A 22,553-nucleotide genomic window follows, 5' to 3' on the forward strand; every position below is an offset into this window, starting at 1 on the left:
CGTTAGTAGAGGGCCTTTAATAAATCACCAGCGCCTTGATCAAGTAAGTTCCGAGCAAGGTTTTCACCTAATTGCTGAGCATTATTCGCTTCATCTGTAAGCTCAGCCCGTAATAATGTTTGCCCATCAACACTACCTACACGGCCTTCAATATGAATTTTACCATCTTGGAGTGTTGCATAACCTGCAATCGGCACCTGACAACCACCTTCAAGATAGGCATTGAATGCTCGCTCAGCACGTACACATATATCTGTCTCTGGGTGTAGAAGTGGCTGAATTAAAGCCAATACTTCTTGGTCATCTGCGCGGCATTCCAAACCAAGAGCGCCCTGTCCCACCGCAGGCAAACTTACACTTGGCTCGATACAGTGACGAATGCGTTCTGCCAATCCTAAACGTTTTAAACCAGCACTCGCCAAGATAATGGCATCATATTGACCATCGTCTAGCTTCGCTAAGCGGGTACCGACATTACCACGTAAATCAATAATTTGTAGATCTGGACGTTGTTTTAAAATTTGTGATTTACGACGTAAACTTGAGGTGCCAACTTTTGCTCCTTGCGGCAAATCAGCAAATTTTTCAAATTTATTCGAAACAAAAGCATCTAACGGATCTTCACGTTCGCAAATTACGGCCAAAGTTAAACCTTCTGGTAACGCCATCGGAACATCTTTCATTGAATGTACAGCAAGATCCGCACGACCATCTAAAAGTGCTGCTTCCAATTCTTTAACGAACAACCCTTTGCCACCAATTTTTGCTAAAGGTGTATCTAAAATTTTATCGCCCTGCGTGACAAACTTGACCAACTCCACCGTTAAATCTGGGTGAAGCTCCTGTAAACGGGCACGAATATGTTCTGCCTGCCAAAGAGCAAGTGGGCTTTGTCGTGTAGCAATTTTCAAGGTTTTCATAAATTCAAGCATGGGCTGGTCAAACAATACACCCTAAACTTAACTTGATCCCTTAAAATTGCAAGTAAAATCTCACAAGCAAAAATAAGATGAATACAGGTTAAAGTTGGTGTATCCGTTCTCTAAGGGTAGATAAATGACGGCGGCTTACGGAAAGTCTTTCATCTAAGCCACGTAAGCGAACCTGATATTGGCCCGAACTTACTAGCTCTAAACCATCTAAATAAGCAATCGAGACCAGTGCATTACGGTGAATACGGATGAACTGATCTGCGAACTCAGTTTCAAGTTCTTTAAGTGTTTCGTCAATCAATACGCTGCCATTTTTATGACGTACCGTGACATATTTCTGATCTGCTAAAAAGTAATAGATATTTTCAACAGGAATTAGCTCAACCCCACGATAGGTTTTAGCAGCAATTTGATGACGTTGTGTTTTTAAATCCTGTAAAAGCTCAGGTTTAGGCAAAGCGCTGAGCTGCGCTTGCGTTAGCTGGGTTAATTGCTTAAATGTCTGCTCCAGCTCTTGAGGATCAATGGGCTTAAGAAGATAAGCTTGTGCTTGTGACTTAAATGCCTCCAATGCATGCTGATCATAAGCTGTGCAAAACACTATGGCAGGTCGAGGATTAAGTTGGCTTAATTGTTCCGCACAGACGAGACCATTCATACCCGGCATCTGGATATCAAGTAAAATCACATCTGGGTGATGAAGCCGTGCCTGTTCCAAGGCATCTTGGCCATGATGAGCTGTTGCGACAACCTCATGTCCCATCTTTGAAACTAAACGTGACAATCGTTCCACTGCAAGTGGTTCGTCATCACAAATTAGCACCTTCATTCATCCTCCTTGTCACCGTTAACTTGGTCCATTTTTTTATGGTTAACTCTGACTGACTTATTATTTTGATTGGTATTGATAGCTCATAATAGTGGTATATAAAGCCTCACCCTTATATACCTGGAATCTCACTGAATTCCCATAATACGCTTTTAAGCGCTGTTTAACATTTTCAAGAGCGATTCCATGCCCTTTCCGTGAATTTATTGTATCGTGTGTATAAGGGTTGGTAATGACTATACTGACCTGATTTTGCAATATTTCAACCAATACCCCAATGGTTGCTTTACCCATCATTGGCTCTACCCCATGAAAAATACTATTCTCTAATAAAGGTTGTAATGTCAATAAAGGAATAGTGACCTGCTTTAATTGCAAAGGTTCAATTTCCACTTTCCATTCGACTTTTAAACGCTCGCCCAAACGTATTTGCTCAATCATTAAATATTGTTTACTAAGCTCAATTTCTTCATGCAAGCTCACTAATTTTAATTCTTGAAAACTCGCCCTAAACAGTCGTGACAGGCTAATTAACATACTTTCTGCTTTATCTGGATCTATCGTTATTAAACTCACCACATTATTTAAACTATTAAATAAAAAATGAGGATGGATGCGAGCCTGCATTGCCTGAATACGGGCATTTAATTCTGCATATTGTTGGTGTAACCATTGTTCTCGAACATATAAATAACGCAGACAAAAGGCCCCTAATAATATTCCATAACTTAAATATAAAGGGACATTGGTAAAATAAATGCTCCAGTCCTGCGTTATAACAGATGTTTTTTTCAAAACTCCGAACTGAAAAAAATTGCTTATTATGGTGGTTACCACAACTATCGCTTGCAGCATAACAAAGCCAATTACCAAAGCATATTTTTGCTGTAGCTGACTAAAAAAATCCTGAAAATGTTCAACCAATGCAAAAAAAGACAAAATCACCCAGTTAATAAAAACGATGTATTGTAAAAGACGTGAACCGTTTAATGCATGCCAAGACTGTGCTTCAGCCAAAGCTAAAACCAGAGCTAAAACATTACTTGCGATAATTAATTCTAATAAATGTTGCCAACGATCAATTTTCGTAAAAAAATAGGAGGAATTTTGATTTCGATATGCTGTAGAAAACAACTTTGTTTGTTGAGCTTCGGCAAGTGATATACTCTTTTTTATTTTACTGAGCCACCATGACCACATCTTCAAATCCCCCTAATTCAGCAGCCCCAAACCAAACCTCAGGTATGTGGGGTGGTCGTTTTTCTGAAGCGACGGATGCTTTTGTAGCCGAATTTACCGCCTCTGTTCAATTTGACCAGCGTTTTTATAAGCAAGACATCGCTGGTTCTATTGCGCATGCTACCATGCTTGCGAAAGTTGGCGTACTGACAGAAGCAGAACGAGACGACATTATTGAAGGTTTAAGCACCATTCGTGCAGAAATTGAAGCTGGAACTTTTGAATGGCGTATCGATCTTGAAGATGTTCACATGAACATTGAATCACGTTTGACTCAACGTATCGGTATTACAGGTAAAAAACTACACACTGGCCGTAGCCGTAACGACCAAGTTGCAACTGATATCCGTCTTTATCTCCGCGACGAAATTGACGACATTTTAGGCTTATTAGAGCGTTTACAAAAAGGTTTGTTGGGCTTGGCTGCCAAAAATGTAAATACTATTATGCCTGGCTTTACACACTTACAAACAGCTCAACCGGTAACTTTCGGCCATCACTTGTTGGCATGGTTTGAAATGTTAGTTCGTGATACTGAACGTCTTCAAGACTGCCGTAAGCGTGTTAACCGTATGCCACTTGGGTCTGCGGCTCTCGCTGGTACAACTTACCCGATTGATCGTGCTTATACAGCAGAGTTACTAGGCTTTGAAGCTGTATCTGAAAACTCTCTTGATGCTGTATCTGATCGTGATTTTGCTATCGAATTTAATGCAGCAGCATCTCTAATCATGATGCATTTATCGCGTATGTCTGAAGAACTTATTCTTTGGACTTCTGCACAGTTTAAATTCGTAAATATTCCTGATCGCTTCTGTACTGGTTCTTCAATCATGCCGCAGAAGAAAAACCCTGATGTTCCAGAACTCATCCGTGGTAAATCTGGCCGCGTATTTGGTGACTTAATTAGCTTACTTACGCTTATGAAAGGTCAACCACTGGCGTACAACAAAGACAACCAAGAAGATAAAGAACCTTTATTTGATGCCATTGATACCGTTCGTGGTTCACTCATGGCGTTTGCTGACATGATCCCTGCATTGGTTCCAAATATTGAAATCATGCGTGAAGCTGCTCTTCGCGGATTCTCTACAGCAACTGATCTTGCTGACTACTTAGTGAAAAAAGGCGTTGCGTTCCGTGATGCGCATGAAATTGTAGGTAAAGCTGTTGCATTAGGTGTTGCTGAAGAAAAAGATTTATCTGAGTTAACACTTGAGCAATTACAACAATTCTCTGACCTAATTACAGCAGATGTATTTGATAAAGCTTTGACACTAGAAGCTTCGGTAAATGCGCGTGATCATATTGGCGGAACTTCACCAAAACAGGTTGAAGCTGCGATTGCACGTGCCCATAAACGTCTAGAACAGTTATACGCTTAAGGATACAAAATGAGTCGACAAGTATTTTGCCGTAAATACCAAAAGGAAATGGAAGGATTGGACTTCGCTCCATTTCCAGGTGCTAAAGGTCAGGAATTTTTTGAAAATGTTTCTAAGCAAGCATGGCAAGAATGGTTACAACACCAAACTACGCTAATTAATGAAAAGCGTTTAAACGTGTTTGAACCAGAAGCGAAAAAATTCCTTGAAGAGCAACGTGAGAAGTTCTTCAATAATGATGAGAGCGTTGAAAAAGCGGAAGGCTGGAAACCAGAATAACAGGTTCATTCCAAGCTCATCATTTTTTAAAAAGGCAGGTTTATATACATAGACCTGCCTTTTTTTACGTGAAACTTACACAAACATATAAAGCCTTACATAGAGTGCACAGGACTCTACATGACATGAATTGGCTGAAACTTTAATATCAATTCATAGCAAGTAAGACACGATCCCTGTCGTGTTTTCTCTTAATGCACTTGATTTTCTGTCCTGAACTTCCCCCCAAAGTTCGGGACATTTTTTTATCTATTATTTAAAAAAAATAAAAAGGCCTTGTTTCAAACAAGGCCTTTAAATATCTCAGCTCACATATTACTTTTCGTGTACTTTTGCTTCAATTTCTTCAATTTTGGTATGGCGTGCATCAAAGCCTTTTGCCATGTAAATGACCTGTTCAGCAATATTACGAGCGTGGTCACCAATACGCTCTAAAGAACGTAAAACCCACATGACATTAATCACACGGGCAATATGACGCGGGTCTTCAATCATATAAGTCATTAAAGTACGCGTTGCCGACTGATATTCACGGTCGATGTCAGCATCGGCTAAAAGTACACGTAATGCCTGATCTGCATCTAAACGTGCAAAAGCATCAAGTGCGTCATGAATCATGACTCGTACTTGGTTACCAATATGACGTGTTTCCATATAGCCACGAGGAGAACCGCCCTCTTCACATAGATTTTGCGCAATACGGGCAATTTTTGCAGCTTCATCCCCAATACGCTCTAGGTCAGTATTGGCTTTACTCATGGCAATTACCATACGCAAGTCAATTGCTGCCGGATGACGACGTGCCAAAATCAGCGTCAGCCCTTCATCAATATCACGTTCGTATTGATTGACTGCATTATCTTTAAATTGAACATCAATTGCTAAGTTCGCATCTGTATCAAGTAAAGAATGAATTGCATTGGCAACCTGTTGTTCGACCAAGCCACCCATGGTCATAAACTTTGTGTTCACATCTTGCAAATCTTCATTAAATTGAGAAGAAATATGATGGCTTAACACCGGATTACTCGGACTCAAGGGAAGCCTCCAACATGATGGCGCAGGGATAAAATGATTGAGCATTAAAACACATCAATCATTAAATTTTTATGACAAAATTAAATTTCAGATAAAACCATTTTTTTATTACTGATACGTTAACCAGCTGTTTAATTCAACTAGATCTTTTTCCCCTAGCTGACCTACAGCCGCTTTTAAACGTAATACATTTAATAAATAGTCATACTGAGCATTAAGATAATCCTGTTTTGCTGAAAAAGCATTACGCTGCGCCAATAAAACATCGACCATACTTTTTAAGCCTTCGTTATAACTTGCTTTTGAAGCTTGAGAAACAAGTGCTGAAGAGTCCATTGCCGCCTTTCTTGCTTCAAGCTTTGCTCGGTCGGTATCTACCTGCATAAAAGCACTTTTCACATCGACATTGGCACGGCGAATGGCCGCATCAAGTTGGGCTTGCGCTTTATTTAACTCCACACTGGCTTTTTTAATAGAAGTTCGGGTCCGACCTCCATTAAATAAGTTCCAGTTCATCTCTACCCCGACCTGATCAAACTTCCCATCAGTCGAAATCAGCGTTTCTGGCGTTTGTTTGGTATAACCATAACTCGCCACTGCATCTATCTGGGGATAAAGTGCAGCTTTTTCCACACGACGTTGATCTTCAGCATATCGCTTTTGTAAACGTGCTTGTTGAATCTTTAAATTTTGCTGTTGGGCTAATCCTAACCACTCATCGAGCTGTGCCGGATAAGGTTTTTGAAAGATAAAATCACTTCTCAATACAGCAAGCTTATCTTGATAAGGACCAATATATTCAGATAGTTGCTCTTGAGCCAATAAAAGCTGCACATTGGTAGCAATACGGTTGGCTCGGGCATTTTGATATTGGGCATTTGCTTCACTCACATCACTACGTGCTACCAACCCTTCTTTAAGCTTGGCGTTCATCATATTGAGCTGTTCAAGCAAGGCTTTTTCTTCTTGTAAATATGCAGCGGTAAGTGCCTGCTGACGCAATACATTGAAATAGGCTTCAGCTACATTTAAAACATGATCTTGTTTTTGCAGTTTTAAAGTAATTTCACTAAGAGCAACCGAAGTTTTAACCTGTTTATAACCTTCCCATGCATCCATACGAAAAAGAGGCTGACGGGCAGATAAAGTTGCCTGTTTGGTAGTCGATGTATTACTTACCAAAGCATCGGAAAGTCCTTCCTGATCAACACCGGGAAAATTTGAACGCTTTACCGTTTGTCGATTACGGGTAATATTTCCAGATAATGTAACTGTTGGTAGTAAAGCGCCTGTTGCTAAGCCTAAATTAAGCTGATCTGCTTCAAACTGTTGTTGATTCGCTTGCCACGTCGGATCATTTAGTTTTGCGCGCTCATAAGTTTCAACTAAATCTAGAGCAAAACTCGACGATGTAAAACTCCATAAACCCGCAACAAGCATTAATTTTATTTTCATTGTTTAAATCAACGATAAAACTTGGCTTTAAGACTAAGAAAAATTTAATTTAAACTCAAGCCAGTAAAAGTTTTCATTTTTTATGTATTTTCAGGCTTTGATAACATCAAAATACAAATGAAAATCAAAAACATGCCTACCCACCCAATCCATGAGACACTTTCACCAACCAAAACAATGGCAAAAATCGCTGCAACAAGAGGTTCAAATAAAGTTAAAGTGGTGGCTTTACTCGCATTTACAGTTTTTAACCCGAAACCAAAAAGTAAATAACCTAAAAACATAGGGATAAGCATCATATAGCCAGCAACAAGTAAATTTGTTGAACTTTGCAGTAACCCACCACCTGTAATTAATAAAGTTGGAAGCAAGATGATTGCCCCACCACCCATAATCATGCCCATTGCAGCTTTAGCAGCAATACCTCGGTCTATTAATCTTTTTGCAGCCCATGAATAAAGTGAATATGTTGCACCCGCTACCAGCCCAAGAAAAATACCAAAAATTTTATTCCATTCATTTGTACTCTCTTGTGCTGCGTGGCTTTCGCCCATAGATAATAAACTTACCCCCACAACACCCAACACAAAACTTAGGAACCACTTTTTAGATAAAACTTTACGGTCAAAGAACCGCTCTAAAACTGCTGCAATGAGTGGAGCCGAACCAATTGAAACCACCGTACCAATCGTAATTCCGGCATAATGCATGGAAGAATAAAAAGCTAGGGGATATATCCCAACTGCCACAACACCTAAAAGAATAATAGAAATATTTCGTCCAATAAATTGTCGGTGTTCCCGAATGGCCTGAGATGCAATCAATGCCTGTAAAAGCCCACCTCCCCCCATAGCAACCGCGCCAATTGCAAGTGGTCCGAGTGTTGGGGCAAATGCTGCGGCTGTGCCCGTGGTTCCCCATAAGCAAGAGGCCACTAAAATTGCAATAGTGCCACCATAACTACTATTTTTAATAAGGCTAATCATGTTGGTATTCTCGATCTAAAATATCTTCTGCCATTTGTCTCGCTAATTGAAGTTGACGGCTACTACCCTCTAAACCAGCTCTTGCCATCGACCCTTCTAATAAAAAAGAAAGTTGTGAGGCGATATAGCTAACACGCTGTGAATCTTTTAATAAGCGATTTAAATGCTCGGCAACAATCGCCTCAACTTGTTCTTTATGCTGTCTTACAGCATTTCGTCCTGAACTATTCGCTGGGAACTCTGCCGCAGCATTTAATAGCCCACATCCTCTAAAACCCTTTTCATAAGCAAACTCGGCATGATCTTGATAGGCATCAAATACGGCCAAAATAGCTTCTTTAGCTGTTTTTGTTTTTTCTAAACGCTTTTGATAAAGGTCTAACCACTCTTGATGTCGTGCAGCAATATAGGCATCAACAAGTTCACCTTTTGAAGAAAAATTATTGTAAAGCGACATTTTGGCTACATCTGCTTTAGCCGTAACCGTATTAATTCCTGTTGCAGTAATGCCATCGTTATAAAACAGTGTTGCCGCTGCATCGAGAATTTTCTGTCTTGCTGTTTTATCATTCATAGCTTTTACCTAAGTAGACCGACCTACCTAATAATAAAGATTTCTAACAGTGATGCAATCTTTTTAAGCGTTATAATTTGAGCAATATCAACTTCGATAAAAATATAAAGATGAAAAAAATTCTAATGATGAGTATGTGCAGTGCACTACTTTTAGCTGGCTGCAATAAAACCTCACAGCAAGATCAAACTGTATCTAAAGAGCAAAAATCAACTGCGCAAAAGGCCACCGAACAGCGAGACAGTAGCTGCTTACAAATTATGGTAGCCATGCACACGATTAATCAGAACAGTAAAATAGAAGACTTAAATCAAATTAATGAAAAGCTTAAAAACTGTGTTCCTTCGTTAAAAAATGAGGAACAGCTTAAGCTAATTGATGCATCAACAACCATGTATCAACGTTTTCTTAAACAAGACTACACTGACAAAACAGCTAGAGCTTTTGAAGCTTTTGGTTATGCCGTTTTAGACCAAAAACAAAGAGACCCTAAAAAGGTCATACAAAGCCAGAAGAAATTATTCGATCAACTGAGTCCGCGTGACCAATATTTAATTCAACACGAAGGCCAAGCCTATATTGAGCTGCTCTATCAAGGTGAAGGTATGTTTACTTATCGTCGCCAGCCAAACTACTTAGTTGATGTTTTTTCTAAGGCTTTACCCGCTGACCAGAAAGAATTTTTATCTCGTATGGCAAAAGACAATCAAGACATTTTCTATAACGATGGTGCTTTGGCTGTTTCATGGAAAGAGCTCACTGAACGTGCTTTATTTTGGGAAAAGTTTATTCAAAAATATCCAAAGAGTTATTTTATTAATGATGCCAAATTACTCTTTAATGAATATCGATACTTCATTTTCTTTGGTCTAGATAACACACCTGTGTCGAATGAATATGCCCCGAACACATGGTTTGACCCTGATGCACTTCAGCAAATCCGCTTTTTATCAACTCAGAGCCAATCAAGTTTAGCGAAACCTGCCCAACAATTTCTTAAATTTATTGCCACCCCTGTCGATGAGCGTAATACACAATTCAAGACAGATTTAACTGATGAAAATGGGCAAAAGAAATCTACCTATCAGATTGTGCATGAACAACTTGAACAGTTATTAAAATTAGATTCGCCATGGAACACGGAAGTCTATCGTGACTGCCATATAGATGCAGTTTGTATAGATACAAATTGACAATGCCAGCCAACCTAAAACATGTTAGTCTTTAAATCGCTTGACGGAGCGCGAGTAATAGCTCGCTGAGATTGTGTAAATTTCGTGTTATCGCAACACCAGTTTGATCACAAGTACCGTTGAACCTGATCAGGTTAAGACCTGCGTAGGAATCAAGCCATCTGAAAACCTAAGCCCTCAATTTATCTAGTTCAAGATAAATCCGCCATCGTTTTTGGTCGTGCTTGATTCGTTGATGTTATTCATAAGGATCATGTGATGAACCAATTAACGAATCTCTCTTCTGCTGAAATTTCAGCACAACATGAACAAGATGCAAAAGACTTAACCCGCATCTTACCCGCTTCTAAAAAAGTTTATATTGAAGGCTCTCGCCCTGATATTCAGGTTCCAATGCGAGAAATTTCTTTAACCGATACCCCAACTGGCCTTGGTGGTGAGCACAACCCACCTATTATGGTATATGACACTTCAGGTGTTTATACTGACCCGAATGTTCAAATTGATTTAAACAAAGGTTTACCTTCAGTTCGTCAAAAATGGATTGAAGAGCGTAACGATACTGACGTTCTTTCTGGCCTAACTTCAAAGTTTGGACAGGAGCGTTTAAAAGATATTCGTACTGCTGATATTCGCTTTGCACATATTCAAAACCCACGCCGCGCTAAAGCAGGCAAAAATGTCACTCAAATGCACTATGCCAAGCAAGGTATTATCACGCCTGAAATGGAATATATTGCAATTCGTGAAAATCAGCGTCAACGTGAAGCTGTAGATATGCGCCAGCACCCAGGTCAAAACTTTGGTGCGAAAAACTTAAAAGAAATTACACCTGAGTTTGTTCGCCAAGAAGTTGCCGAAGGCCGCGCTATTATTCCTGCCAACATTAACCACCCAGAACTTGAACCAATGATTATTGGCCGTAACTTCTTGGTTAAGATTAATGCCAATATTGGTAACTCGGCGCTTGGTTCTTCAATTGATGAAGAAGTTGCGAAAATGACATGGGCAACCCGTTGGGGCGCTGACACCATTATGGACTTGTCTACAGGTAAGAACATTCATGAAACACGTGAATGGATTATTCGTAACTCACCAGTTCCAATCGGTACCGTACCAATTTATCAAGCACTTGAAAAAGTTGATGGTGTTGCTGAGAACCTGACTTGGGAAATCTTTAAAGACACGCTTATTGAACAAGCTGAACAAGGTGTTGACTACTTCACCATTCACGCAGGTGTATTGCTTCGCTATGTGCCACTTACAGCAAATCGTTTAACAGGTATTGTATCTCGTGGTGGTTCAATCATGGCGCAGTGGTGTCTCGCTCATCATGAAGAGAACTTCTTATACACACACTTCGATGAAATCTGTGAAATCATGAAAGCCTATGATGTGTCATTTAGCTTAGGCGATGGCTTACGTCCGGGTTGTATTCAAGATGCAAATGACGAAGCGCAGTTCAGCGAACTTAAAACACTGGGTGAGTTGACTCACCGTGCATGGGAACATGATGTGCAGGTCATGATCGAAGGTCCAGGGCACGTACCAATGCATATGATTAAAGAGAACATGGACTTACAGTTAGAAGTGTGTAAAGAAGCTCCATTCTATACGCTTGGGCCTTTAACCACAGATATCGCTCCGGGTTATGACCACATTACTTCTGCTATTGGTGCAGCCATGATTGGCTGGTATGGCACAGCAATGCTTTGCTATGTGACACCTAAAGAACATTTAGGTTTACCAAACAAGAAAGATGTAAAAGACGGAATTATTACCTACAAGATTGCAGCACACGCAGCCGATCTTGCCAAAGGTCATCCGGGTGCACAGGTTCGTGATAATGCCTTGTCTAAAGCACGTTTCGAATTCCGTTGGGACGACCAGTTCAACCTAAGCCTAGACCCCGATACAGCACGCAGCATGCATGACGAGACTTTACCAAAAGAAGCGCATAAATCTGCTCACTTTTGCTCAATGTGTGGTCCAAAATTCTGTTCGATGAAAATCACCCAGAATGTACGTGACTATGCCAACAATCTCACCAATAGCGATTCAGAGGTTGAAGAAGGCCTCAAAGCAATGAAAGAGGTTTATCAAGAGCAAGGACAAAAACTGTATCATAAAGTGTAAATATTCAAAAAAAACACTTGCCTAGCCATGATTCTCGGTTAGGATGAAATAAATAGATTTCGTCCTGATCGAATCATGAGTATTGTCGAGCGTCCAAGTTATACATCTAAAGATGTCGAAGTAACATCACGTGAACCTCTGTTCAGTGGTTTTATTCAAGTTGAAAAAGTCAGCCTTCGACATCGTCTATTTAATCAATCTGAATATACTCCTGTATTGCAGCGCGAACTTGTGCATCGGCCTGAAGCGGCTGGCGTTCTACTCTACAATGATCAAAAACAACAGTTTGCCCTGATTGAACAGTTTCGTGTTGGTGCTTTAGATGACTCCCATTCGCCATGGCAACTCGAAATTATCGCAGGTGTATTAGATGGCAATGAATCACCAGAAAGTTGCATTCGACGCGAGAGCCTTGAAGAATCAGGTTGCGAAGTTCAGGATTTAGAACATCTATTTAGTTTTTACCCATCAGCTGGCGCCTGTTCAGAGTTATTTCATCTGTATGTTGCCGAAACCAATTTACCTGCTGTAGGCGGTGTTTTTGGGGTAGATAATGAGGGTGAAAATATTCAGCTGCATTTGTTTAGTTATAGTGAAATTCAAACACTACTCAACAGCGGACGTTTAAGAAATGCCCCTGTTATTATGGCATTACAATGGCTGGCTCAACACAGCAAAACGATAATAAATCCGAAGAGGTAGGACGGTGACTTTCCAAGTCTCAACACTTTCACAAAAAAATCATGTCATCATACAAATTACCGATACACATTTATTGGAGTATCCACAGCTAGAATTTGTGGGGATGAATCCTGAAGAAAGTTTCCACGCCATTATTCAACAGATACTAAAACAACATCCCGAAGCTGATGCGATTATTCATACCGGTGACCTCGCACAAGCCCCAACACCTATTACCTACAAACGTTATATCAATTTTATGCAAACCTTGGGTCTGCCTTTTTTCCAGACCCTCGGTAATCATGACAATGTCGACCACTTTCCTCTACATAACGAAAACCATCAACAACCTGTAGTTGTCGGTTTAGGAAACTGGCGTGTGATTATGCTAAATAGCGCGGTAAAGGGAAAAGTAGATGGTCATCTGTCTTCGGAACAATTAGAAAATTTAGCGAATTTACTTGAACAATTTGCAGATCATCCTGTTTTGCTGGCTTGTCATCACCATCCATTTGCCATGAAATCAAAATGGATTGACCACCATAAGCTTCAAAACTCAAATGCACTTTTAGATACTTTAAGTCCATTTCAAAACGTGAAGGCCCTAGTCTGCGGACATGTTCATCAAGATTCCCTTAATATCTGGCAAGGTATCGAGTTTTTTTCTACGCCTTCCACAAGTGTACAGTTTAAGCCGTTTAGTAATGATTTTGCACTCGACCAAAATGCACCGGGTTATCGTTACATTCGTCTGAATAACGATGGTAGTTTTGAAACAAAAGTGTTTCGCCTTGAAAATTTCAAAACCCGTATAAATACTGATATTTCAGGTTATTAGCCCTAAAGTTTATATAACCCAAAAGAATTATGACTAGGGTAAACACGTTTTGAAAATATTTACGGGACAGAATGACTATCATCTTGCAGGAAAAATCTATATGATGACGACCCGATGGAAAAATCCATCGATGGTTTTCTATAAAAACACTTGCATATCACCATATTTTTTGCGTATAGATAATACGTGTATGATGAGGAATGCCCTATTATGGCGAATGACAACCACAACCAAGTTTTGGATGAACATACAGAAGTTGTAGTAGAAGGTGATAAAGCTTCTGCAAAACGTGCACGTAAAGTGAAACCTAAAACTTCTGACGTAGGCTCAACTGCAAGTTTATTTGGTATTGCACCTTATCAACCTAAGAAAAATGAAGAGTACATGTCTGAAGGACAGCTCGAGCATTTCCGACAAATTCTGCAAGCATGGAAAGCTGAATTAATGTCTGAAGTTGATCGTACTTTAAATACGATGCAAGATGAATCAACTGCATTGCCAGACGTAAATGACCGTGCTACCCAAGAAGAAGAATTTGCAATTGAATTACGTACACGTGACCGTGAACGTAAATTAATTCGTAAAATCGAACAATCTCTTGAAGCAATTAAAAACGAAGACTACGGTTTCTGTGAAACTTGTGGTATCGAAATCGGCTTACGTCGTTTAGAAGCACGTCCAACTGCAACGTTATGTATTGACTGCAAAACTTTGGCAGAAATTAAAGAGAAGCAAAATAACGGTTAATTGTGACGGTTAAGAATTCTCCGGCCGAGCACAGCTCTGCTCTTGCGCAGCAGTTAAATCGCCTGCCAGAAAAGCATAGCTTTTCCCTTGCACAGCGGCGGAACAATGTTCCGCTTAATCGCTGCTCATACTCAGGTCGGTTTGCGCCCTCGCCAACCGGCCCTTTACATTTCGGATCACTCATTACTGCTGTTGCCAGTTACTGCGATGCCAGAGCCCATCAAGGTCGATGGTTAGTTCGTGTTGAAGACACCGATATTCCCCGCATCTACCCCGGTAGTGAAGACCATATACTCGCATCAATTGAAGCTTTTCAGTTCGATCCGGATGCCGAGATCATTTTTCAAAAAGACCGCCTAGATATTTACGAAAGTGTATTAGACCAACTTAAAAAAGAGGGTCTGGTTTACGCCTGTCAATGTACCCGTAAAATGCTCGGTTCAAACGCTATCTATGCAGGCACATGCCGAGATTTGCAGCTCGACTTCCAACATCAAGCCATTCGGGTAAAAGTTCAAGATCAGCCAATCTGTTTCAATGACCGCCTACAAGGGCTTCATTGTTCTAATCTAGAGCATGACCTTGGTGATTTTGTCCTTAAACGCCGTGATGGAATTATTAACTACCAGCTTGCTGTCGTCGTAGATGATTACCTACAAGGCATTACTCATGTTGTGCGAGGTGCAGACCTGTTAGATAACACTGAGCGTCAAATCTGGCTTGGTCAGCTCCTCGGCTACCCTAAGCTGAGTTACATGCATCTTCCGCTCGCCATGAACGACCAAGGGCAAAAACTTTCAAAGCAAAACCTTGCCCATGCACTTGATTTAACTAAAGCTCCTGAATTACTACAACAAGCCATACAAGCCTTAGGTCAACCACAGGTTGATTTAGATCGTCCCGAAGTGATGCTCAAGCAGGCGGTAACCCAGTGGAATGTAGATTTGATTCCTCATGGACAACAACTTTGCGGAACATATCTATAAATAATAAAAAGCCCGATTTGATATCGGGCTTTTTATAACGCTTCATGGTTTAGAAGTTTGATTCTTCCCTCTCAGGGTTCACTTCTTGAGTTGAAGCATCAATCTTTAAGATCAAGCTAATCATAGCTGCACACATCATTAAAGACGTACCACCATAACTAATAAATGGCAGAGTTAAACCTTTGGTTGGCATTAAGCCCATGTTCATACCCGCATTTACCAAAATCTGGAGTAAGAAAATAATACTAATACCGTAAGCCAAATAACCCGCACGAAGGTAATGATGTTTCAAAGCACGGTGACCAATTTTGATACAACATGCCAGCATCAAGAAAGATAAGCCAATGACAATTGAAATACCAAAGAAACCAAATTCTTCACCTAACACAGCCAACATAAAGTCAGTATGCGCTTCTGGTAAATAGGAAAGCTTTTGAACACTATGCCCCAAGCCTGTACCAAACCACTCACCACGACCAAAAGCCATTAACGCATTTGATAACTGATAACCCACGCCTAATGGGTCTGCCCAAGGGTCAGTAAACGAAATCAAACGTTGGAAACGGTAAGGTTCAAATAAAATCAAAAACACAATACCCGTGACAATTGCACCAAGCATGATTAAGAATTGTGTTGGAGGCGCACCCGCTAAAAAGAACACCCCGACCATCATCATGACAATAACCACCGTCGCACCCAAGTCCGGCTCGGCAATAATTAAACCTACCGTAATTGCCATAACGCCACTTAAACGAAGTAAGCCTTTCCAGTGGGTACGAACTTCTTTAGCACGGCGTACTACGTAATCTGCGGTAAAGATGGCCATCATGACCTTGGCAACCTCTGTTGGCTGCAAGGTAAAACCACCAATTTTAATCCAACGTGTGGAACCGTTAACTTCCGAACCTACAGCCAAAGCCGCAAGTAACAGAACCATGGTTAATAACCACAGTGGAAAGGTATTTTTAAACCATGTATTGAGTGATATTCGATAGGTTAAATAAGCCACCACCCCAGCAGCAACGATTGAGATCCCATGACGAATCACATAGTGAAATGGGTTTTCATGCATATATTCAGCATAAGGCATGGAAGCAGATGCGACCATCACCGAACCGATACATAACAATGCAACCACACAGAAAATCAAGACATTACGTGGCGTCACTTCCGCTGGCCATTTCGGCAATATCCGTTCATACCAATGATTGATTTTCTGGATTGTGGTCTGAGCTAAGCCTGCCATACTACATTCCTAATCATATTTTCTTTAAACCAACGAATTGACGCAGGCAACAAACTGCTGACCACGGTCATTATAACTTTTAAACATATCAAAACTTGCACATGCTGGTGATAGCAATACCACATCTTCAGCTTGTGTTTCACGTTGACACAGCTCGACAGCTTCTTTAAGCGTTGCTGCATGTAAAATTTTAGTTGCGCCTTGAATGGCTTGTTCGATGACAGGCGCATCTTCACCAATCAATACCACAACTTTGGCATATTTTTCGATAGAAGAACGTAAAGGAGAAAAATCTTGCCCTTTACCTTGGCCACCTAAAATAAGCGCAACCTTACCTTTTTTCACTTCAATGGCAGCACCTAAGCCATCAATTGCTGCAAGTGTAGCACCAACATTGGTACCTTTAGAGTCATTATAATAACGGACCTCATGCACGGTTTTAACGTACTCACAGCGGTGCTCTAGTCCTTTAAATTGTTTTAAAGTTTCAAGCATTGACTCCATAGGTAAACCAATTGCCTCCCCCAATGCTAAACACGCTAAAGCATTGGCTACGTTGTGCATACCTTGAATATATAAATCTGAGCTTTTAATTAAACGCTGTAAACCACGAGCAAGCCAAAGCGTACCGTCGGCATCTCTTAAAACACCATATTGATTTAAATCTGGTGCGTTTAAACCAAAGCTTTGCATTGGTGTCGTATCTGGAACAAGTGGGCGGCTTAACGCATCGTCTCGGTTAAATACAACTTTTTTAGCGCCTTGGAAAATACGATGTTTTGCTTGGTGATACCCCAGCATATTTCCATGACGGTCTAAATGGTCTTCACTCATATTGAGAACCACTGCTACCTCAGCGTTTAAGTGAGAGGTGGTTTCTAACTGAAAGCTTGATAACTCAAGGACCAGTAACTCTGGTTGATCTTTAAGTAAATCTAACGCTGGTCGACCAAGATTGCCGCCTACTGCAACTTTCTTACCTGCATCCTTAGCCATTAAGCCAATTAAAGTCGTTACAGTACTTTTTGCATTGGAACCTGTAATCGCTACAATCGGCACATCAGTGGCACGGCGCAATAACTGGATATCGCCCACCACAGAAATACCCTTAGCAATAGCTGCCTGAATTTCCGGTAATTGCGGTGCAAGGCCTGGGCTTAAAATAATCTCTTCTGCTTGTAATAATAATTCTTGATCAAGTTGACCAAAACTGGTTTTAACGCCAGCCGGAATCTGATCGTGTCCGGGAGGTGTGGGGCGGGAATCCGTTACAGCAACTTGGTAGCCTTGTTCATGCAGGAAATTTACAGCAGAAACGCCTGATATTCCCAAGCCTGCGACAACTTTTAATCCACCACGTTGTATTAACATTTTTGCCCCACAATTTATCAATCGACAGAATGGCAAAAATGTTAGCACTTTGCTGTTTTGAATGCTTTTTCAGTTTGAACTTTATTCATCTTTTTTTGTGTCAGTGCGTAAAAAAGCCATCAATGTGATGGCTTTTTAAACGAAACAAGAAATACTAAATTTATTGCCATTTAACTGGTTTAATTTCTTGAACTGTATTAGTTGGTTTATCTTCACTTGAGCAGCCACAGCCACCTGCACAACCAAAAGTCATTTTTGGTTTCAGCCATTTTGCTAAAGTTGCCCAACCCTGCTTTTCACAAAAAACGGATAGTGCTGAAAAGGCCGAGTTTGCTGTTTTTGGAAATACTTTCTTAAAAACAACAACAGCACTCCAAATCACCAAAACCGCAATGATCAGATATTGAAGCATATACAACCTCCTTTATTGCCTTAACCCCAGTAGTGGGAAGCAATTTGATAGGTAACAAACGATGCAAAATAAGCTAAACCAAACAGATATGCAGTCATAGCTGCAACATGTTTCCATGAACCTGTTTCACGACGTACTGTTGCCAATGTTGCCAAACAATGCGGCGCATAAATGAACCACACTAAAAGCGATAAACCTGTTGCCAACGACCACCCTGTACCATCTGCACTAATTAAATGAGACAAACCTTGTGCTACTGCATCTTCATCAGTTGCCGACAAGGCATATACGGTACCTAATGCAGCCACTACAACTTCACGAGCTGCCATAGCCGGGATTAAGGCAATACAGATTTGCCAGTTAAAACCAACTGGAGCGAATAAAGGCTGGATAAGGTGTCCAAGCATACCTGCGAAGCTGTAATCTATAGCAGGCAATGTTGCCCCTTCTGGTGGCTGTGGAAAAGTACACAAGAACCAGAGCAAAATAGAAAGCGCAAAAATAATGCCGCCGACACGCTTCAAGAAGATCTTCGCACGATCTAACAAACCGATTCCCACACTTTTTAAATCAGGGAAACGATAACTCGGCAGCTCTAGCAGTAAAGCGTGTTGAGACTTATCTTTTTGGAAAAATTTCATTAAGAATGAAACACACAGTGCACTCACTATCCCAGCCATATACAGACCGAAAAGTACCAGTCCTTGTAGGTTGAAAATACCCCAGACCATTTTCTCTGGAATAAATGCAGCAATCAGCAAGGCATATACGGGTAAACGTGCCGAACAAGTCATTAGTGGCGCAACCATAATCGTTGTAAAACGGTCACGAGGGTCACTAATACTACGCGTTGCCATAATTCCCGGTACTGCACAAGCAAAGCTTGAAAGTAACGGAATGAAAGCACGTCCACTTAAACCCGCTTGAAACATTAATTTATCAAGTAAAAATGCTGCACGCGGTAAATAGCCCGATTCTTCTAGTACTAAAATGAAGAAGAACAAAATTAGAATTTGTGGCAAGAAAACAACTACGCCACCTGCACCCGCGATAATTCCGTCAACCACCAGACTATGCAGTAGTGGCTGTGTAATCACAGAACCTACTACTTCACCCAGCCAGCCGAAGAAGCCTTCAATACCATCCATAAAAGGCGCTGCCCATGCAAAAACTGCTTGGAACACAATAAACATCATGATGGCAAGACTAAGTAGACCTAAGACTGGATGTAAGAAAATTCGATCGAGAAAATCAGTACGCTTGTCTTCCTGATCAATATAATGAACAACATCTTTAAAAATCATATCGATTTTTTGATGATGAGTCCCAGTTAAGCCACTCAGTTCAGTTTGTGGCACACTGTATTTTTCTTGATCAAGGGCATGTAATAAATTTTCAATACCCGCATTACGGACAGCTACTGTTTCAACGACTGGTACGCCCAAACGTTGAGATAACTTTTGAGTATTAATCTGGATGCCACGACGACGTGCTTCATCCATCATATTCAGTACAAGTAAAATTGGGCGACCCAACTCAATCATTTCGAGTACAAGGCCTAAATGCAATTTTAAGTTAGTGGCATCAACCACACATAAAAAAGCGTCTTGTTGCCCCTCTTCCGCTATTTTTCCTAAACAGACATCACGAGTAATTGCTTCATCTGGACTGGTCGCATTAAGACTGTATGTACCCGGCAAATCGAGCACTCGAACTGAACGGCCTGAAGGTAACTGAAAATGACCAACTTTACGCTCGACCGTTACACCGGCATAGTTGGCGACTTTTTGTCGGGTTCCAGTTAAATGGTTAAAAAGAGAGGTTTTACCACAGTTAGGGTTTCCCACAAGGGCAATACGTAACGCATCACTCATGCGGGTACTCCTTCTTCTACCTGAATTTCGATTTTTTCCGCTTCTGCTTTACGTAAAGCGAAACGAGTAAAGCCAATTTGGATTAAGATCGGATCACCACCAAAAACACCCTTGGTAATCACTTCCACTCGCGTGCCTGGTACAAAACCCAGACTTTCCAAACGAATTGCGACCAAATCTTGCTGCTCGGACTCTACTTCTATCCGATTCACTTTGGTGATGGTCGCCGCTTGCTTCACTTTCAACGCTGATAAACGCACCGCATCCGATCCTAAACCTTTTTTACTAGTATACATATAAATGAGAATAATTACCAAATAAGGTTAGATTTCAATTCTTATGGAGTTTAATCGACAAACCTTAAAGTTTCTTTTACAGTACAGTGGTTTAGAGGAAGTTGTTTATGATAAATAAAAAACCGCGTATTCCTAGCCCTGTTCAAATTCCTGAACATTTAAGCTTTTTACAAGGTTTTCGCGACTATCTGGTTGCACAGACAGTCAGTCCGCATACGCGCAATGCCTATTTATCCGACCTGATTCAATGTAGTGAACTTCATAAAAAAAATAGATTGCCAGATTGGACGAGCGATGACATTTCTGACGTCCTCATTGAACTTACCAAAGTAGGGAAAAGCCCACGCTCAATTGCTCGTTGCTTATCTGCCCTACGTCAGTTTTATAAATTTCTACGTGAACAGAAATTACGAAGTGATAATCCTGTAGCTACTCACCATTCACCAAAAATTGGCCGAGCTTTACCTAAAGACTTGTCTGAAGAAGATGTAGAAGCGCTCATTCAGGCGCCAGACATTACAACGGCGTTGGGCTTACGTGACCGAGCAATGTTTGAAGTCCTTTACGCTTGTGGTTTACGTGTCTCTGAATTACTGAATTTACGCCTCGAACTTATTAATTTAAAACAAGGTTACCTGCGTATTACGGGTAAAGGTAACAAAGAACGTTTAGTGCCTTTAGGCCAATATGCCTGCGATTGGGTGGAACGCTATTTAAACGAGGCACGTCCACAACTTTATAAAAGTTCAACTGACTATTTATTTTTAACCCAGCACGGTGGAATTATGAGCCGTCAGAACTTTTGGTATGCCATTAAGCGTTATGCGCTACAGGCCAATATTCAAGCTGAACTTTCACCTCATACCTTACGTCATGCTTTTGCCACGCATCTACTTAATCATGGGGCGGACTTACGCGTAGTACAAATGTTACTGGGTCATAGTGATTTATCAACCACGCAAATCTATACGCATGTAGCACAAGTCAGAATGCAACAATTGCATGAAAAACATCACCCTAGGGGTTAAAATTTTTTAAACATATATTTTGGAATGCACCAAACAATCACTTGATTTCGTTCACAAAGGTTAAGAAAGTTTTAACAATACACACTAGATTTTTTGTTATGCTTAGCAGCTTCTGACTATAAATACTGATGAAATAAGGGTTATCTATGTCCTTTACCCGATCTCAAATTTTTCTTGCCTGTGCTTTGGCTTCTAGCCTGTTGTTCAGTGCTTGTTCTAAAGAAAACAAACCACAAAAAGAAGATGCGCTCACAGCGACCGCACCTGCTACAGGGGAAGCTTCAACCATTATTGAACGCAATGCTAAACAGCGTTTAATTGAAACTTTGCAAAAACAATTTAAGAATGCAAATATCAATGTCAAAATTTTAGATATTAAGCCTACCGAAGTTCCTAATTTATATTGGGTTAACCTTGAAGGAATGACGTCGGTTTATACAACAAGTGATGGTAAATACCTGATTCAAGGCGATGTCATCCGTTTAGGCGGTAAAGAACTTCATAATATCGGCGATAGCCTTCAAGCCTCAGAAAACAAAAAGCATCTTGCTGCTTTAAAAAATGAAGACTTAATTGTTTATCCAGCTAAAGGCGGTAAAGCTAAACATGTGATTTATGTGTTTACCGATGCAAGCTGTCCTTACTGCCATAAATTACATGAGCATTTAGCTGAGATTAATGAGAAAGGCATTGAGGTTCGTTACATTGCATGGCCACGCGGCGAACAGTTTATGCCAACTATGGAAGCGGTTTGGTGTAGTGCAGACCGTAAAGCTGCATTTGACCAAGCTGTACAGGGCATTAGTATTCCACCTGCTCAATGTAAAAACCCTGTTCGTGAACAATACCAACTTGGTCTAAACATGGGCGTAAATGGTACACCAGCTATTTATAATGTTGATGGTGAGTACTTGGGTGGATACTTAACACCGGATGAATTGATTAAACGATTGGATAAATAACCCTCTCCAAGTTGATGAACAATTCATCACCCATCTTACAAATAAAGCGCTGATCTTATTGCAGCG

Annotated in this window: 22 protein-coding genes and 1 riboswitch; of the genes, 10 read left to right on the plus strand and 12 right to left on the minus strand. The window is 40.6% G+C overall.

Features of this window, described 5'->3' with window-relative positions; genetic code table 11:
• Positions 1-2: 2 nt before the first annotated feature.
• The 3 genes from hemC to MKL36_RS00715 all read right to left on the minus strand — a co-directional run bounded on the left by hemC (position 3) and on the right by MKL36_RS00715 (position 2,961).
• A complete protein-coding gene (gene hemC / locus MKL36_RS00705) occupies positions 3-920 on the minus strand; it encodes a hydroxymethylbilane synthase (RefSeq protein ID WP_031945568.1) in 918 nt (305 codons plus the stop codon).
• A gap of 100 nt (positions 921-1,020) precedes the next feature.
• Positions 1,021-1,761, minus strand: coding sequence for a LytR/AlgR family response regulator transcription factor (locus tag MKL36_RS00710; RefSeq protein WP_000865993.1), 741 nt, complete (start codon positions 1,759-1,761; stop codon positions 1,021-1,023).
• Between the two features lie 60 nt (positions 1,762-1,821).
• Entirely contained in the window at positions 1,822-2,961 is a 1,140-nt protein-coding gene (locus MKL36_RS00715; RefSeq protein ID WP_021510870.1) for a sensor histidine kinase, read from the minus strand.
• Between MKL36_RS00715 and argH the strand changes: the two genes are divergently transcribed.
• Positions 2,952-4,385, plus strand: coding sequence for an argininosuccinate lyase (gene argH, locus MKL36_RS00720; protein WP_021510869.1), 1,434 nt, complete (start codon positions 2,952-2,954; stop codon positions 4,383-4,385). The genes MKL36_RS00715 and argH overlap by 10 nt on opposite strands.
• Before the next feature lie 9 nt (positions 4,386-4,394).
• Complete coding sequence (locus MKL36_RS00725; RefSeq protein ID WP_000089996.1) at positions 4,395-4,664, plus strand: oxidative damage protection protein; 270 nt, start codon at positions 4,395-4,397, stop codon at positions 4,662-4,664.
• A 315-nt stretch (positions 4,665-4,979) separates the two neighbouring features.
• On the opposite strand, the gene phoU is transcribed toward MKL36_RS00725, so the two are convergent.
• The 4 genes from phoU to MKL36_RS00745 form a co-directional block, all read right to left on the minus strand.
• The gene (gene phoU / locus MKL36_RS00730; RefSeq protein WP_000075183.1) at positions 4,980-5,702 is read right to left on the minus strand and encodes a phosphate signaling complex protein PhoU; all 723 of its coding nucleotides are present in this window, start codon (positions 5,700-5,702) and stop codon (positions 4,980-4,982) included.
• Between the two features lie 108 nt (positions 5,703-5,810).
• A complete protein-coding gene (locus tag MKL36_RS00735) occupies positions 5,811-7,142 on the minus strand; it encodes a TolC family outer membrane protein (RefSeq protein WP_000959168.1) in 1,332 nt (443 codons plus the stop codon).
• Between the two features lie 95 nt (positions 7,143-7,237).
• Positions 7,238-8,143: a DMT family transporter gene (locus tag MKL36_RS00740; RefSeq protein WP_021510867.1), complete on the minus strand. Its 906-nt coding sequence runs from the start codon at positions 8,141-8,143 to the stop codon at positions 7,238-7,240.
• Entirely contained in the window at positions 8,136-8,717 is a 582-nt protein-coding gene (locus MKL36_RS00745; protein ID WP_021510866.1) for a TetR/AcrR family transcriptional regulator, read from the minus strand. Before MKL36_RS00745 ends, MKL36_RS00740 begins: the two co-directional genes overlap by 8 nt.
• Before the next feature lie 110 nt (positions 8,718-8,827).
• Here MKL36_RS00745 and MKL36_RS00750 point away from each other — a divergent pair, with 110 nt between their 5' ends.
• The 6 genes from MKL36_RS00750 (at position 8,828) to gluQRS (ending at position 15,298) form a co-directional block, all read left to right on the plus strand.
• Complete coding sequence (locus MKL36_RS00750; protein ID WP_021510865.1) at positions 8,828-9,910, plus strand: hypothetical protein; 1,083 nt, start codon at positions 8,828-8,830, stop codon at positions 9,908-9,910.
• A gap of 34 nt (positions 9,911-9,944) precedes the next feature.
• Positions 9,945-10,079, plus strand: a riboswitch (TPP riboswitch).
• A gap of 89 nt (positions 10,080-10,168) precedes the next feature.
• Positions 10,169-12,046, plus strand: coding sequence for a phosphomethylpyrimidine synthase ThiC (gene thiC, locus MKL36_RS00755; RefSeq protein WP_001072861.1), 1,878 nt, complete (start codon positions 10,169-10,171; stop codon positions 12,044-12,046).
• A 75-nt stretch (positions 12,047-12,121) separates the two neighbouring features.
• Entirely contained in the window at positions 12,122-12,748 is a 627-nt protein-coding gene (locus MKL36_RS00760) for an NUDIX domain-containing protein (RefSeq protein WP_000029222.1), read from the plus strand.
• Positions 12,749-12,752: 4 nt separating this feature from the next.
• Complete coding sequence (gene cpdA, locus MKL36_RS00765; protein ID WP_000143915.1) at positions 12,753-13,565, plus strand: 3',5'-cyclic-AMP phosphodiesterase; 813 nt, start codon at positions 12,753-12,755, stop codon at positions 13,563-13,565.
• 210 nt (positions 13,566-13,775) lie between these two features.
• Positions 13,776-14,312 carry an RNA polymerase-binding protein DksA gene (gene dksA / locus MKL36_RS00770; protein WP_001262524.1) on the plus strand — a complete coding sequence of 179 codons (537 nt, stop codon included), beginning with the start codon at positions 13,776-13,778 and terminating at the stop codon, positions 14,310-14,312.
• 2 nt (positions 14,313-14,314) lie between these two features.
• A complete protein-coding gene (gene gluQRS / locus MKL36_RS00775; protein WP_021510864.1) occupies positions 14,315-15,298 on the plus strand; it encodes a tRNA glutamyl-Q(34) synthetase GluQRS in 984 nt (327 codons plus the stop codon).
• A gap of 49 nt (positions 15,299-15,347) precedes the next feature.
• Here the strand turns inward: gluQRS and ftsW are convergent, their stop codons facing one another.
• The 5 genes from ftsW to MKL36_RS00800 form a co-directional block, all read right to left on the minus strand.
• Entirely contained in the window at positions 15,348-16,544 is a 1,197-nt protein-coding gene (gene ftsW, locus MKL36_RS00780; RefSeq protein ID WP_000907680.1) for a putative lipid II flippase FtsW, read from the minus strand.
• A 24-nt stretch (positions 16,545-16,568) separates the two neighbouring features.
• On the minus strand, positions 16,569-17,915 hold the full coding sequence (gene murD, locus MKL36_RS00785; protein ID WP_021510863.1) for a UDP-N-acetylmuramoyl-L-alanine--D-glutamate ligase: 1,347 nt from the start codon (positions 17,913-17,915) through the stop codon (positions 16,569-16,571).
• A 160-nt stretch (positions 17,916-18,075) separates the two neighbouring features.
• Positions 18,076-18,327 carry a DUF6587 family protein gene (locus tag MKL36_RS00790; protein WP_000942501.1) on the minus strand — a complete coding sequence of 84 codons (252 nt, stop codon included), beginning with the start codon at positions 18,325-18,327 and terminating at the stop codon, positions 18,076-18,078.
• 20 nt (positions 18,328-18,347) lie between these two features.
• Positions 18,348-20,201 carry a ferrous iron transporter B gene (gene feoB / locus MKL36_RS00795; protein WP_021510862.1) on the minus strand — a complete coding sequence of 618 codons (1,854 nt, stop codon included), beginning with the start codon at positions 20,199-20,201 and terminating at the stop codon, positions 18,348-18,350.
• Positions 20,198-20,461, minus strand: coding sequence for a FeoA family protein (locus MKL36_RS00800; RefSeq protein ID WP_001991212.1), 264 nt, complete (start codon positions 20,459-20,461; stop codon positions 20,198-20,200). Before MKL36_RS00800 ends, feoB begins: the two co-directional genes overlap by 4 nt.
• Before the next feature lie 143 nt (positions 20,462-20,604).
• On the opposite strand from MKL36_RS00800, the gene xerD reads away from it, so the two are divergent.
• A complete protein-coding gene (xerD, locus tag MKL36_RS00805) occupies positions 20,605-21,525 on the plus strand; it encodes a site-specific tyrosine recombinase XerD (RefSeq protein ID WP_000608735.1) in 921 nt (306 codons plus the stop codon).
• 146 nt (positions 21,526-21,671) lie between these two features.
• Positions 21,672-22,487 (plus strand): DsbC family protein, encoded by an 816-nt coding sequence (locus tag MKL36_RS00810; RefSeq protein WP_000011163.1) that lies wholly within the window; start codon positions 21,672-21,674, stop codon positions 22,485-22,487.
• Positions 22,488-22,553 lie beyond the last annotated feature (66 nt).

The sequence above is a fragment of the Acinetobacter sp. AOR12_HL genome, from assembly GCF_027855275.1.
GTDB lineage: Bacteria > Pseudomonadota > Gammaproteobacteria > Pseudomonadales > Moraxellaceae > Acinetobacter > Acinetobacter baumannii.

Excerpts from the sequence above, each read along its gene's own strand:
- hemC (WP_031945568.1), bottom strand. The coding sequence starts at position 920 with ATGAAAACCTTGAAAATTGCTACACGACAAAGCCCACTTGCTCTTTGG.
- MKL36_RS00710 (WP_000865993.1), bottom strand. The coding sequence starts at position 1,761 with ATGAAGGTGCTAATTTGTGATGACGAACCACTTGCAGTGGAACGATTG.
- argH (WP_021510869.1), top strand. The coding sequence starts at position 2,952 with ATGACCACATCTTCAAATCCCCCTAATTCAGCAGCCCCAAACCAAACC.
- MKL36_RS00715 (WP_021510870.1), bottom strand. The coding sequence starts at position 2,961 with ATGTGGTCATGGTGGCTCAGTAAAATAAAAAAGAGTATATCACTTGCC.
- MKL36_RS00725 (WP_000089996.1), top strand. The coding sequence starts at position 4,395 with ATGAGTCGACAAGTATTTTGCCGTAAATACCAAAAGGAAATGGAAGGA.
- MKL36_RS00735 (WP_000959168.1), bottom strand. The coding sequence starts at position 7,142 with ATGCTTGTTGCGGGTTTATGGAGTTTTACATCGTCGAGTTTTGCTCTA.
- MKL36_RS00740 (WP_021510867.1), bottom strand. The coding sequence starts at position 8,143 with ATGATTAGCCTTATTAAAAATAGTAGTTATGGTGGCACTATTGCAATT.
- MKL36_RS00745 (WP_021510866.1), bottom strand. The coding sequence starts at position 8,717 with ATGAATGATAAAACAGCAAGACAGAAAATTCTCGATGCAGCGGCAACA.
- MKL36_RS00750 (WP_021510865.1), top strand. The coding sequence starts at position 8,828 with ATGAAAAAAATTCTAATGATGAGTATGTGCAGTGCACTACTTTTAGCT.
- thiC (WP_001072861.1), top strand. The coding sequence starts at position 10,169 with ATGAACCAATTAACGAATCTCTCTTCTGCTGAAATTTCAGCACAACAT.
- MKL36_RS00760 (WP_000029222.1), top strand. The coding sequence starts at position 12,122 with ATGAGTATTGTCGAGCGTCCAAGTTATACATCTAAAGATGTCGAAGTA.
- dksA (WP_001262524.1), top strand. The coding sequence starts at position 13,776 with ATGGCGAATGACAACCACAACCAAGTTTTGGATGAACATACAGAAGTT.
- ftsW (WP_000907680.1), bottom strand. The coding sequence starts at position 16,544 with ATGGCAGGCTTAGCTCAGACCACAATCCAGAAAATCAATCATTGGTAT.
- murD (WP_021510863.1), bottom strand. The coding sequence starts at position 17,915 with ATGTTAATACAACGTGGTGGATTAAAAGTTGTCGCAGGCTTGGGAATA.
- MKL36_RS00790 (WP_000942501.1), bottom strand. The coding sequence starts at position 18,327 with ATGCTTCAATATCTGATCATTGCGGTTTTGGTGATTTGGAGTGCTGTT.
- feoB (WP_021510862.1), bottom strand. The coding sequence starts at position 20,201 with ATGAGTGATGCGTTACGTATTGCCCTTGTGGGAAACCCTAACTGTGGT.
- xerD (WP_000608735.1), top strand. The coding sequence starts at position 20,605 with ATGATAAATAAAAAACCGCGTATTCCTAGCCCTGTTCAAATTCCTGAA.
- MKL36_RS00810 (WP_000011163.1), top strand. The coding sequence starts at position 21,672 with ATGTCCTTTACCCGATCTCAAATTTTTCTTGCCTGTGCTTTGGCTTCT.